The 12719-nt window shown below is 60.5% G+C and carries 11 protein-coding genes and 1 tRNA gene; 6 read left to right on the top strand and 6 right to left on the bottom strand.

Translation table 11 applies throughout. The annotated features are described in order from the left end of the window. Positions 1-28: 28 nt before the first annotated feature. The gene (locus tag ACFC5L_RS10265; RefSeq protein WP_375203035.1) at positions 29-874 is read right to left on the bottom strand and encodes a hypothetical protein; all 846 of its coding nucleotides are present in this window, start codon (positions 872-874) and stop codon (positions 29-31) included. A gap of 83 nt (positions 875-957) precedes the next feature. Beyond that, complete coding sequence (locus ACFC5L_RS10270) at positions 958-1698, bottom strand: histidine phosphatase family protein (protein ID WP_375203034.1); 741 nt, start codon at positions 1696-1698, stop codon at positions 958-960. Between the two features lie 193 nt (positions 1699-1891). Between ACFC5L_RS10270 and ACFC5L_RS10275 the strand changes: the two genes are divergently transcribed. Next, complete coding sequence (locus tag ACFC5L_RS10275) at positions 1892-3646, top strand: D-alanyl-D-alanine carboxypeptidase family protein (protein ID WP_375203033.1); 1755 nt, start codon at positions 1892-1894, stop codon at positions 3644-3646. Positions 3647-3684: 38 nt separating this feature from the next. Then, entirely contained in the window at positions 3685-5034 is a 1350-nt protein-coding gene (locus ACFC5L_RS10280; protein WP_375203032.1) for a GGDEF domain-containing protein, read from the top strand. Between the two features lie 7 nt (positions 5035-5041). Here ACFC5L_RS10280 and smpB read toward each other — a convergent pair whose 3' ends face one another. Together smpB and dapA are read right to left on the bottom strand one after the other, a co-directional pair. Beyond that, on the bottom strand, positions 5042-5515 hold the full coding sequence (smpB, locus tag ACFC5L_RS10285; RefSeq protein WP_375203031.1) for an SsrA-binding protein SmpB: 474 nt from the start codon (positions 5513-5515) through the stop codon (positions 5042-5044). Further along, a complete protein-coding gene (dapA, locus tag ACFC5L_RS10290) occupies positions 5515-6396 on the bottom strand; it encodes a 4-hydroxy-tetrahydrodipicolinate synthase (protein WP_375203030.1) in 882 nt (293 codons plus the stop codon). The genes smpB and dapA overlap by 1 nt, the downstream gene beginning before the upstream one ends. Positions 6397-6554: 158 nt before the next feature. Here dapA and ACFC5L_RS10295 point away from each other — a divergent pair, with 158 nt between their 5' ends. Together ACFC5L_RS10295 and ACFC5L_RS10300 are read left to right on the top strand one after the other, a co-directional pair. After that, the gene (locus ACFC5L_RS10295) at positions 6555-9386 is read left to right on the top strand and encodes a lytic transglycosylase domain-containing protein (RefSeq protein ID WP_375203029.1); all 2832 of its coding nucleotides are present in this window, start codon (positions 6555-6557) and stop codon (positions 9384-9386) included. A gap of 96 nt (positions 9387-9482) precedes the next feature. After that, positions 9483-9968, top strand: coding sequence for a GNAT family N-acetyltransferase (locus ACFC5L_RS10300; RefSeq protein ID WP_375203028.1), 486 nt, complete (start codon positions 9483-9485; stop codon positions 9966-9968). 145 nt (positions 9969-10113) lie between these two features. Here ACFC5L_RS10300 and ACFC5L_RS10305 read toward each other — a convergent pair. Further along, positions 10114-10205: transfer RNA gene (locus tag ACFC5L_RS10305), tRNA-Ser, on the bottom strand. Positions 10206-10368: 163 nt separating this feature from the next. Here ACFC5L_RS10305 and ACFC5L_RS10310 point away from each other — a divergent pair. Beyond that, a complete protein-coding gene (locus tag ACFC5L_RS10310; RefSeq protein WP_375203027.1) occupies positions 10369-10926 on the top strand; it encodes a VOC family protein in 558 nt (185 codons plus the stop codon). 56 nt (positions 10927-10982) lie between these two features. After that, the gene (locus ACFC5L_RS10315; RefSeq protein ID WP_375203026.1) at positions 10983-12359 is read left to right on the top strand and encodes a TolC family protein; all 1377 of its coding nucleotides are present in this window, start codon (positions 10983-10985) and stop codon (positions 12357-12359) included. Between the two features lie 5 nt (positions 12360-12364). Here the strand turns inward: ACFC5L_RS10315 and grxD are convergent, their stop codons facing one another. After that, complete coding sequence (gene grxD / locus ACFC5L_RS10320; protein ID WP_375203025.1) at positions 12365-12694, bottom strand: Grx4 family monothiol glutaredoxin; 330 nt, start codon at positions 12692-12694, stop codon at positions 12365-12367. Positions 12695-12719 lie beyond the last annotated feature (25 nt).

Below are 12719 nucleotides of genomic sequence, written 5' to 3' on the forward strand. Positions count from 1 at the left end.
GCCGTTCGGAAAATTTATTCCGCCTGATCTAGAACCAGTAGCTCTTGCCGAGACGCTGAATGAAAAGCGGTGTTGAGGATGGGGTCATATCCACGTTCCATTCGACGGTTTCGCCAACGCTGGCCTGATAGGATTCAACCTGAATGGCGTATCCTTCGGCTTCGACACGCACCCATAGACGCGCTTCGTTGGAGCGAGCCGGAACGCCTGCATGAATAACGAGGGAATTTCCCTGTTTGCGCACAGTGCCGCCGGCGCTGCGAAAAAGATTCCAGGTTTGATTGAGATCTTCATTATGCAGCCTTCCGCGCAGTGAGCCGCGGCGGATCATCGTGTCCACATTGGCAGGCAAGCCGTCTGGAAAATTGATGGTCAGATGCACATCATATTTGGCGGCGCGCTGGCTTTGCGCTGGCACATACTGCGCCGTGGTGTAACTCGCTTGATAGATGCGTCCCTGCACTGACGCTTCGCGGGTAGTCGCCGGCTCAAGTCCGGGAAGCGAGTCATTGATCCCCTGAATGCCGCCGGCAAGGTCCGCGGGGATCGCCGTCATGAGAACGGCCAGCAAACCGAAACCCTGCGCAAAGGCCCCTTGCCGCGTGATCGGCTGAAAATAAAAGATCGAGCCTGCGCCAACGGCGGTCATGCCCAGGACGACCATCCATAATGGAATATCGGTAAAGCCCAGCAGGCTGCCAAACTGAACGAACCACTGGTTGATTGTGAACAGCGCGGATGATTCACCCTGCTGCTGATAGTCTGTCACCAGCGCCGCGATAATCCCGGCGGCGCCTGACAGGGCGAGCCCCGCCATGTCTGTGATCGTAAAATTACCGGGCGTCTTGACGCCCTGCTTCACACCATACGGCATTTGGAAACGCTCCCTCACGATACCCCTGCGGCGGATTTAACCACAGATTTGCGAAAGGTTTAAGGCTAATTCGAAGCTTCCGCTCAGGCGGATGCGTCTTGTCTCGGCCGTAGGCCGCCAAAATCCACATCGAACAGATGCTCAAGGCTGGAGCGGGAAAGTCCTTTTTTCACAAAGTCATAGGCCGTGACGTTCAGGGCTTTCACCGCCATACGCTCAATCTGGAGGCCGGTCCCGGCGTCGTTGGGGGTGACGTCGACATCGATAATATTGAGGCAGGCGAGGTCCTGTTCAAAGGCGGCGATGGTCGCGAGCCCGCCGCCGCAGGCCCAACCCAGGGCGATCCGGTTGACGCCCTCATGGGCGACAATCAGCGCCGCGCGCCAGTCGCGGGTCAGAACCAACTCCTCAAGTGCGGCGGTGATGCGGTTTTCAGCGCTTTCAAAGGTTTCCCCTTCCGGCAGAAAACACGCTCCCGGTGTGTCGGCATTGTCAAAACTATAGGCGAGCCGGGCGGCAAGCTCCTCTCGCGAGGTTGCTTTGATCCAGCCGCTTTTGATCTCTTCGAGGCCTTCATGAGCGATCAGATCAGGAGGCGAGTCATTGCCGGCGAGCACAATCTCCGCGGTCTCGCGCGTCCGCGGCAAGCCGGAATAGACAGCAAGATCGAAATGCGCATGACGAAGCGCCGTCCCGGCCGCGCCCGCCTGTTCGCGCCCTTCATCGGTCAACGGCACCATGCGCGGATCTGTTAGGTCCGGCGCGAAATAGTCCACATGCCCGTGCCGCATGAGATAAATTCGCCGCCTGCCTGCGCCTTTCATTGGGTCCGACCTTTCTGATGTGCCAGCCGGGCATAGCCAAATCGGTCTGGAGAAGCCAGCGCGGAGGCTGCGATGCCGACCCAAAAAAATCCCCTGTCAATGGCTCGCATCGGGCGGTTGCGGGTGATAAAGTCACCTTCAGGGGTAATCCGGAGGGGGCCGGAAGGCGCAGTTGAGGGGTGGTCTGAGGGCGATGGCGTTGCGTTCGCCAACATATCTGGCCGGGGCGTTTCTGATCCTGGCGATCAGTTTCGGCATATATTTCAACGTTGCGGTCCGTGTGGATGCGAACGCCGCTTTAGCGCGGTTTGAGCAATTGACGTCGCAGGACGCTTCCAGGCGCGCGGCGGTCCACGGTGAACGCGCATTGAGACTTCTTGCAAAAGAGGGCCGGACTGAAGAACAGCTCGCCCCCCTGATGCTGCAGGTGGCGGATGCGCAGCTTTTGCGCCACCGAAATGAGCGCGCCGCAGGCCTTCTTCGAGACGCGCTCGCAACCGAGGCGTCCAACACCCTCACGCGCCGCAAGCGCGCGCGCTATGAAGACAAGCTGGCGCGCGCTTCCATCCTTTCAGGCGACATCGAAAACGCCGTCGCGATCTATGCTTCGTTTCTTGATCTTGCAGGTGACGACGCGGTGCGTGACGCCGACGAATCCGAGGCGATTTCCGCCTTCTATGCCGATCGTGTCGCGGCGGCGAGCCAGCTATTCGCCGAAGCCCTCAACCATGCGCGTCCTTATGAGCCGACCACCGGCGCCCAGGAAGCGCAGCTGGCGGCAGCGACCAATATGGCCTCGCTCGGCGCCTTTTACGCCATGCGCGAAGGCGAGGCTTACGCCGCAGCAGGGCTTTTGTCATCGGCCTATTTGATCCGCTCTAAACTCCTGGGCGTCGATCATCAGGATACGGTGCAACTGACACTCGTGCTTGGCCCTGTCTATGCGGGCATGGGCCGGCTGGACGACGCCGAGAAGCTTTATCTCGATGCGTTTCACGCGCAAGAACAACTCAAAGGCGCCAACAGCCCCGATCTCAGCCTTTATATCAAACTCCTGACCGGCGTTTACGAAAGACAGGGGCGCTACACCGAGGCGCAGGCGCTGCAGGAACATATGCGCAATCTGTTCCGCGATGCGTTCGGCGCGCAGCGTTACGCCGTCAATCGTGAGCGCGACCGCCGCGAGGACATCAACCGGCCGGTGTCGCAGCTCTTTTTGCTGGAAGCGTCTTATGCGCCGGGCGATCTCATCTCCGCGGCGGAATATTCCATCCCAACTGCGAAGTCGCCCAATATCGACGAAATGAAACTGCGTCTGGCGGCGGATGAGGGCATGGACCCGCGCGAAGCGAATCTGCCCGCCCGCCTGGCGCAACTGATTTCACTGTGCCGTTCGGAATCCGGCGAGCGCATTTCCCTGCGCTCCGGCTACCGTTCCTACACAACGCAAAAAGTGCTCTACGCCAATATCGGCGACAAAGGCACCGTGACGCCGCCCGGCATGTCGGAGCATCAGACCGGGCTTGCCGCCGACATCAATGTCGAAAACCGCTTCATGCGCCCGAGCGACCGCGCCTATCAGTGCTTTGAAGAGAACGCCTATCGTTTTGGCTTCATTCTTTCCTATCCCCCCGGCAACGACTATCTGCCCGGCGACGACCCTTATGAGCCGTGGCATTGGCGCTATGTGGGCGTCTCTACCGCCCAGCTTTATCGGGAGGCCGGTCCCCATCAAAAGCCGCAGGAGTTTTTGGCCGCCCTTCCCTGCTACCAGGAGCGGGCGGCGAATGGCGTTTTTCCCGCGAGCGGCGAAGACGACCTCTGTCTTTCGGGTAAGGCTGAGATCAAGGTTGCGGCGAGCGAAAAGGACCGTCTGCAACCTGCCGAAGAAGACGACAGGGCGGCCCGTATCTTGAATAAACTCCCGGCGGCGCGGTCACCGCGCTGACACATACAAGCGGCGGCAAGCCGTGACCGGGTGAGTTCATGCAGGAAGATATCGGCGCAGCGCCGAAAGCACGTATTGTTTATGTTGGCGGCGAGGATGAGGCGCGTTCAGCGTTAACCGTCGCCTTCGAGGACGCCGGCTACGCGCTTGTCTCGCATGAGGACGCCGGGCGCATGGATGCGGATATCGGCCTGATCGATTTACGCGGCCGTCACGTGTCGAGCCGCAAGGCGCAGTCGATCGCCGGGCTCCTGCGTAAGTCGTCTCCGGAATCCTCGATCCTCATCATTATTGACCCCTATATCGATGAAACAGCGCGCTGCGCGCTGCGCCGCCACGGCGAACTTGTGGTGATGCTGACAAAGCCCGATGGCCTGATTGAGCGTTGCCGGCAGGTCCTGCGCTTACGCAACATCGCCGAAGAAGCGGGCGAACGGCTGAAAAGCCTTGCCGGCCTCAACCGCCTCAATGACTTCCCCCCGATTTCGGCGCCGGCGGGCGCGCTGCGTGTGCTCATCGCCGGTGAAGCCGGACCCGTCGCCTTGTCTGCGCTCAACGCCCTGAAGCCGATCACCGAGCAATCTGTTTGCGTCTTTTCAGCAGGTCAGGCCTTGCGCGCCGTGGAAAACATGCGCTTCGACGCGGCGATCTTTTTACCCAAGCGCGACAGCGACCCGCTGATGAGCCTCGCCCGCTCCCTGCGCCGCCACCCGAAACACGCCAACATGCCGATCGTCTTTCCCCTGCATGATCCGGATGACGCCGCTGAATACGCTATCCGCGGCGCCTCGGACTTCATGCTGACCGGCCATATCGGCGCCGACCTCGCGCCAAAAGCGCAACTCGCCGCGCGCCGTGCGCGCCTCCAGAAATCCATGCGCAAATTCCTGCAAGCCTGCGAGGGAGACGGCGTGCGTGATGCGGGCTCCGGCGCCTTTACCGCGACCTTCCTTGCCGAGCATGGCGCAAGGCTATGCGCCCGCGCCGACCAAACCGGCCGCACCATGTCTATGGTCACTCTCAGGATTGAAACCGAGTCGAAGGAGCATGGCGAAGCGGAACCCGGCCGGCGCGCACTGCACCAGGCGGCGCGTCTTATCAATCGCGTCACGCGTGCGGAAGACATGGTGGCTCGTGTGGCGACGAACACGTTTCTTGTCATGATGCCGGCGACTACGGAACGCAACGCGGAAAAAGCAGCGCTGCGCATTCAGGGCGTTCTGGAGAACACAGTCTTCCGAAGCGCCGGCGACGACCTCCTCTATGGCGTCAATGTCAACGCCGTCGCCTGCAGGCGACCTGAAGGGCTTTGCATAGAGGAATGCGTGGCGCTGGGCTTTGCCTTGCTTCGCGAAAACACGGAAGTTGCCGTGAGCAATGCACCCTAGCGTCAGGCTAACCGCGATCGCGCAACAGGCGTTGTTTCTGCCGGTTCCAGTCACGCTCTTTCGACGTATCGCGCTTGTCGTGGATCTTTTTGCCTTGTGCGAGACCGAGTTCCAGCTTCGCCCGTCCACGCTCATTGAAGTAAAGCCTTAAAGGCGTCAGCGTATATCCCTTGCGTTCGACCGCTTGCGCCAGGCGCGCAATCTCGCGCTTGTGCAGTAAAAGTTTACGCTTGCGCTTGGGCTCATGGTTTTCGCGGTTGCCGGCTGAATATTCGGGAATGTTGGCGTTGAGCAGCCAGATGGCGCCGTCTTCCGGCGAGGCGTAGCTTTCCGCGATATTGGCCTTGCCTTCACGCAGCGCTTTTACTTCGGTGCCGGTCAGCACGAGCCCGGCCTCAATCACGTCCTCGACAAAATACTCGTGACGCGCGCGACGGTTCTCCGCGATGATCTTGCGGCCTTCTTTGTCTTTGTCCGACATCAGCCGATCAGGCCAAGCTCTTCCAGAGCGGCCCGCACCTTTGCTTTCGATGCATCATTCGGCGCAACCATGGGCAGGCGCAGCTCATCCGTGCAAAGTCCCATGAGCGACAGGGCGTATTTTACCGGTCCCGGACTGGCGTCGGAAAAGAGCGCGTCATGGAGCGGCGCCAATCTGTCCTGAAGCGCGCGCGCGGTCACATAGTCGTCATTAAGACAAGCGTCCTGCATGTGCGCGCACAGATCAGGCGCGACATTGGAGGAAACGGAAATGCAGCCGACGCCGCCCATGGCGTTGAACCCGACCGCTGTCATGTCTTCGCCAGAAAGCTGGGTGAAGTCTGACGCGCATTCCCTGCGCTGCACCGCCACGCGTGCGAGATCGCCGGTGGCGTCTTTGACGCCGACAATGCGCTCAAGCTTGGAGAGCGTCGCCATGGTGTCGCGCGCAAGGCCGACCACGGTGCGCGCCGGAATATTGTAGAGAATGATCGGAATATCCGTCGCATCATGCAGTGCAGTGTAATGCGCCAGGAGGCCTGCCTGGCTCGGCCGGTTGTAATAGCCGGTCACGGCGAGAATGGCGTCAACGCCAATCTTTTCAATGCGCTGCGCCATGTCGATGGCGTAGGCGGTCTCGTTCGAGCCGGCCCCGCCGATGACAGGCACACGACCGCCGGCGACTTCGACGCAGAGCGAGATCACCCGCTCATGCTCCTCATCCGACAGCGTCGCCGATTCGCCGGTCGTCCCCACCGGCACAAGGCCGTGGGTTCCCGCCGTAATCTGGCGTTCGACCATATCCTGAAAGGCTCTCTCGTCGACGGCTCCATTTTTGAATGGCGTGACGAGGGCCGTAATTGACCCTTTAAACTGTGTCATTGGCTCTGTTTTTCTCAAATTTAAGGTCACCCCTAGCGTCACGGCGCAGTTTCAGCAAGCGCCGCTGTTTGGATGACGCGCAGTTTGGGCTATTGTAGGGCCAACCGATGTTCTGAAGCGGGAGTTTAGGCGGTATGGTGCGTGCGGCGCCCCAGGGGATGGCCAGAAATATGGCAAGGCGCTTTCCGGGAAGGGTTAAGGGACTGCTGAGGGTCGGCGCAGCCGCGCTGGCGGCGCTGGCCGTTTGTGCGCCGCTGGCCACTGGCGCGAGCATGGGCGACGTCGCGCCGCGCGTGAAGCCGGTCGCGCCGGGACCGGTTTATATGAGCCGGGGCGACAAGGAACGGCTCGTGGCGGCCCATGCCGCACTAAAGCGCAAGCAATTTCCCACAGCCGTCTCCCTGATCAGCCTTGTGGAAGATCCTATCGCCAGGGGGCTCGGCGAGTGGATGTATTTCATGGCGCAGGACCCCGCCGTTGATTTCAATCTCGCGGACTCCTTTCTCGACGCCAATCCTGACTGGCCGGCGCGGTCGCGCATTCACGCCTGGATTGAGAAAAAAATCCCGGACTCTGCGCCCGCCGATCAGGTCCTCGCCTTTTTCGACAGCCGCGAGCCTGTGACCGGCGCCGGCAAGCTGCAACTTGCGCGCGCGCTGTTTGCGGTCGGCGATAATCGCGGCGGTGAACAACAAATTCGCGACGCCTGGATCAACAGCGCATTCACGCTCGCCGAAGAAAGGCGCCTGCTTTCAAATTACGGCGGCCGGTTGACCAAGGAAGATCACGCGGCGCGCGTTGACCGTCTTCTCTGGGGACGTCAGGTCACCAATGCAAGGCGGGTCTTTCCTTACCTTGACTCCCATGAACGGAAAAAAGCGGAAGCGCGGGCGGCGCTGTTGCTGCAGGCGTCGAGCGCGCAGCGATTGTTCGATCGTCTCCCGGAAAAAGACCAGCTCGATTCCGGCGTGCTCCATGCGGCGGTTCGTTATCACCGCCGTCGCGGTGAGGAACAATACGCCATGGCGCTGGCGCAAATGGCGCCGGAAGATCCGGCGGAACTGCGCGACGGCGGACGCTGGTGGGATGAACGCAGCCTCCTCATGCGTTGGGCGTTAAAAAACGGGCGCTTCGCCGACGCCTATGAAGTCGCCGCCGGCCATCGCATGAGCGAAGGTTCAGACTACGCCGAAGCGGAATTTTACGCTGGCTGGATCGCCTTGCGGTTCCTGAATGCGCCAGAGCGTGCGGAGACCCATTTTCTTGCGCTCGCGTCCGGGGTCGGCTCGCCTATCTCCGTTTCCAGAGCGCAATACTGGCTTGGCCGCGCCGCCGAAGCCAAGGGAGATAACGTTAGCGCTAACGCCTATTACGCCAACGCAGCGCAATATTATTATTCTTACTACGGACAGTTAGCGGCTGAGAAAATCGGCGGCGCCTTTGCTTCGTCCAGATTCGACGCTGTCGCACAGTCAACGCCAATGGACCGCGCGCTCTTTTCCTCGCGTCCTACCGTCGCCGCGCTTCGAATGCTGACCGATCTTGATCTTGAATATGAGTTTATGGTTTTCGCCTATCATGTTGATGACCAACTCGAGCGGCCCGGCGAATATGTGGAACTGGCGAAGCTCACCAATGGCGAAGGCGCGCCGCATCTCACCGTCCGTGCGGGCAAGGTGGCCATACAGCGCGACGCCTTCACGCCGGATGTCGCCTATCCGGTGATTTTCGTGCCGGATGAAGCGGCGAAATTCGTCTCGCCAGAAATCATTCTCGGCCTTTCCCGTCAGGAAAGTGAATTTAACCCCCGCGCCTATTCGCGCGCCGGCGCCCGTGGCGTGATGCAGCTCATTCCGACCACGGCGCAAATCACCGCCCGCAAGGAAGGTCTCGTCTATTCACGCGGCGCCCTGCTCGACGATCCCGCCTACAACATGACGCTTGGCTCTGCGCATCTGTCACATCTGATTGACCGGTTTGACGGCTCCCTGATCATGACCTTCGCTGGCTATAACGCCGGCGCCGCGCGCGTTGACCGTTGGATCGCCGAATATGGCGATCCCCGCAGCGACAGTGTCGACCCGCTCGACTGGGTCGAACTGATCCCGTTTTCCGAGACGCGGAACTATGTGCAACGTGTTCTTGAGAATGTGCAGGTCTATCGCGGCCGCCTGAACGAAAAACCAATCCCCGGCAAGCTCGCCTCTGATATTGAACGCGGCGGCGCGCGCAACCGCGTCGCTAATGCGCTGGCGCCGTCGCTTGTTCTGGCGAACGCCGCCTCGCGGTTCGGTCAGATGACATTGCCGCCCGTACCGCAGCGCACTGAAGAACGGGCGAGACTTTACGCCATGAAGAACCCGCCGCGCATGCCCGGCGATCAGGGCGCGCCTCTGACTGCGCCCCTGACCGCGCCGATGACTGCGCCCGGCGATGGTTCGCAAAAAGCGACGGGCGCCTCCCCTATCGCGTTTAACGCCGAGGATGACGATCCGCCCAAGACGGAAAAAAAGCCGAAGACCGGCAAGCATTCCAGAAAAATTGAACAGGTCGATGCGCCGGTGCCCGTGCTGACCCCGCGCGCAAGCGTGGACGAGACCTCGGCGGAAGTCGACGCTCCTGCCGCCGTCATGGTGACGGCGGCGAATGACGCCGCCTCTGAAGACGCGGCGCCGGAAACCCATATCATCACGCCCGAGGCTGAGCCCATGACGGAAGGCGGCCTCACCGAAGAGATCGTCCAAGAGGAAAATCTCGCGGACGAGGCCGGCATAGAGGAAGAAATGGCTGTCGCAGCGGCCGCAGACCTCCCGCCCATGGCCGAGGACGAAGCGGAACAGGTTGTGGATTTCAGCACGCCCTTAAGCGAGCAGGAATATTGCCTCGCCTATCGCGAATTCCTGTTGCGCAACGCCGAGGAAGACATGGACGCCGCCGAGCTCAACGCCAAGATGCTGGCCGACCTCGAAGACCGCGGCATGTGTCAGTAACCCGGCCAGCGATCCTTCTATCGCAACACTGACTTTTGATCGAACCCGGTTCGATCATGTCTTGCGAAGGTCGTTCATCGCTTCTATCGGCGACGCATGACAGTCGCCCCTGTATCCAATCTGAATTTCGCGCGATTACCCGATATTTCGCTATCTGAGATTATCGCTCACATGTCGGATCCGCGCATGGCGGAGCACATGCCGCTCCTCACTTTTCAATGGGATGAACGCACCGCAAGGGAATTTGTAGAAGCAAAAGAAGCGTGTTGGCGTCGTGATGGTCTCGGTCACTGGGCGTTTCTATGTAATGGCTGCTATGTCGGATGGGGCGGGTTTCAAAAAGAAGGCGACGAGTGGGATTTCGGCCTGGTGCTGAAGCCGGGCAGTTTCGGGCTGGGCGTGCGCATCACCAAAGAGGCCATCGACTTTGCAAGAGCGGATGCGCGTATTCCTTTCGTCACATTCCTGTTGCCGCCGTCCCGTTTACGACTTCGCGCGCTGGACAGGCTTGGCGCTGACTATATCGGAGATGTTGATTTTGACGGCGCCCGGTTTCGGAAATATCGGCTCGACACCGGTTGAACAGGCAAAGGCCGCCCGATGGCAGAGGCATCTGGCGGAGACGAAGGGATTCGAACCCCGCGCGCCTTTTGGCGCGCTAAGACTTAGATATCGAGGGTGAACCTTATCGTGCTGAGGCGGGCGAATGTCTGATCATTCAGCCTTCTGGCGGAGACGAAGGGATTCGAACCCTCGAAGCGGGATAAACCGCTTACTCCCTTAGCAGGGGAGCGCCTTCGACCACTCGGCCACGTCTCCGCCGCCGGTAATGCCCGGAATTGGCTGGCTTTGCAAGGCGTTGCGCGCCCTTCCCTCATGGAGGGCTGGAACCGCTGCTATGAGGCGGTGGGGCTCAACGCCAGTCGGCTATACTATGAAGAGCCCACGACAATTACGGCCGCAAAAAAGGGAGCGCAACGCCATGGGTCTTTACACTTTCGGTCAGCCGCATGGCGGCATTATCCAGACGGCTTATGTGGTCGCGGACATCCATGACGCCATGGAGAAATGGCGCACGCGGTTGAATGTAGGGCCCTGGTTCCTTCTCGATCATTTCACCGGCGAAGAGGCGACCTATCGCGGGGGGCCTGCCGTGGCCGATATCGCCATCGCCATGGGCTTTGCCGGTCACATGCAGATCGAGCTGTTGCAGCCGAATGACGATCACCCTTCGGTTTACAAGGAAACGATCGAGGAGCGCGGCTACGGGTTTCATCATTTCGGCAAGTCGTCGTTGAACTACGCCGCCGATCTCAAAGCCTACAAGGCGCATGGCTATGAACTCGCCTTCGAGGCCAAGGTGCCGAGCGGCGGGCTCGTCGGCTATCTCGACACCAAGGGAGAGCTGCCCGGCTTCCTTGAGCTGATCGAGGATACGCCGGGCCTCGACGAGATGTTCTCGTCCTTCTATCAGGCCTCCCTCGTGTGGGACGGGAAAGACCCGGTGAGATCCATGCTGACGGGCGAGCCTGTCGGCTGATTCATAATTCGTTAACCAAATCCGCATTATCCGAAATGGTCAGGATGTGCGGGGCGATGTCAGTAAAAAGCCGTTTTCTATCAGCGCTTTGCGTTATGGCGCTTGCGCCGGCGCCAGCCTTAGGCGCTGACGACGCAGCAGGCAGCGTCTATGATGCATTTGAAGGCGCCGAGGAAATCGACCTCGAAGCACAGGCGCCGGGAACCGTGATCGCCGCCATCCGCGACGCGCTTCGTCACAATCCCGATTTACGCATCGCAGAAGCGCGCAAGGACGCCGCAAGGTCCGAGCGCTTTCGGGCGCTGGGCAGCTTTCTTCCGGATGTGGAGGCGACGGCGTCCTATACCGACGACCGCTGGCGCAGCGATAGCCTGGAGGGGCTCAGCCAGAGCGAGGGAACCACGCTGGGCGTGACCGCCGTGCAGCCTCTGTTTCAGGGCTTGTCCGCTCTCAACCGTTTTCGGGCGGCGCGGGCGCGTGTGTCGCAGTCGGAACTCGCTTTGCTCTCGGCAATGCAACAGACCGCGCTGGACGCGGCGCGAGCGCATGCGGGCGTTCTTCTCGCCCGTGAGATCGTGGATCACCGCATCGAGAATATGTCGCTTGTCAGCGAGCAATTGAATATCTCCGAAAAGCGCGCCAAGGCCGGCGCGCAAAGCCGCACCGGGGTTGAGCAGGCGCGCATGCGTCTTGCGCAGGCGCAAGTCGATCTCGGCGAAGCGCGCACGCGTCTTGCACAACAGGAAGCCGCTTATATTCGCATCACCGGCCGCGCGCCCGCCGCCGAGATGACGGCTGACATGAGCGACCTTGCAGGCATTTTTTCATCGGTTGAAGATGCGCTCACCATTGCTCGCGAAGGCAACCCCGCCATCGCCGCCGCAGACGCTGCCGCAAAAGCCGCACGCCACGACAAGACTGCGGCCGCAGGCGTTTTTGCGCCGCAACTGACGCTCGAAGGCAGCTATTTCAAACGTTATGGCGAAGACCCGTTAATCGCATCGCAGGCGGATGAAGAGTATCAACTAATGGCGCGCATGCGCATGCCGCTCTTCCGGCAGGGAAACAACATCGCCAATGTGCGGTCGGCCAATGCGTCCGTCGCCCAACAGGAAGCGCAAACGACAGCGACGCTTCTGGCGGTGGAGGAAATCGTCAACCGCACCTGGCGCCAGCTTGAGCAAGCAAGAGCGCGCCGGATCGCTGCGGAATCCGGCATTGAAGCGGCGCGTCAGTCGGTGCGCGGGCTTGATATGGAATATTCCGCCGGTCAGCGTAGCGTCATCGACGTGCTTGACGGTCAGCGCGATCTTGTGATCGCGCAAATCAACGCCTCACAGGCGGCGTATGAGGTGCGGGTCACCCAATACGAACTCGCCGCCGCGACCGGCACAATCTTCGACGCGTTTGGCGACACGCTGAGATCGAAATAAGAAGCCTAGCCAGCGGTAGCGACGCCCTGCTGTTTCAGGAATTCGCGCAATTCGCCCTGCTCAAACATTTCCCGGACGATGTCGCAGCCGCCGACAAATTCGCCCTTGACGTAGAGCTGCGGAATGGTCGGCCAGTCGGAGAATTCCTTGATGCCATGACGGAGGTCGTCCGATTCAAGAACATTTGCAGCTTCATACTCGACGCCGAGGTGATCGAGGATCTGTACAACCACCGATGAAAACCCGCATTGCGGAAATTGCGGCGTCCCCTTCATGAAGACCATGACCGGGTTGGCGTCGACCTTTGCTTTGATATCGGCCTGAATGTCGCTCATCGATGGGACTCCTTTACGTCTGGCG

The organism is Hyphococcus sp., from assembly GCF_041986965.1.
Lineage (GTDB): Bacteria > Pseudomonadota > Alphaproteobacteria > Caulobacterales > Parvularculaceae > Hyphococcus.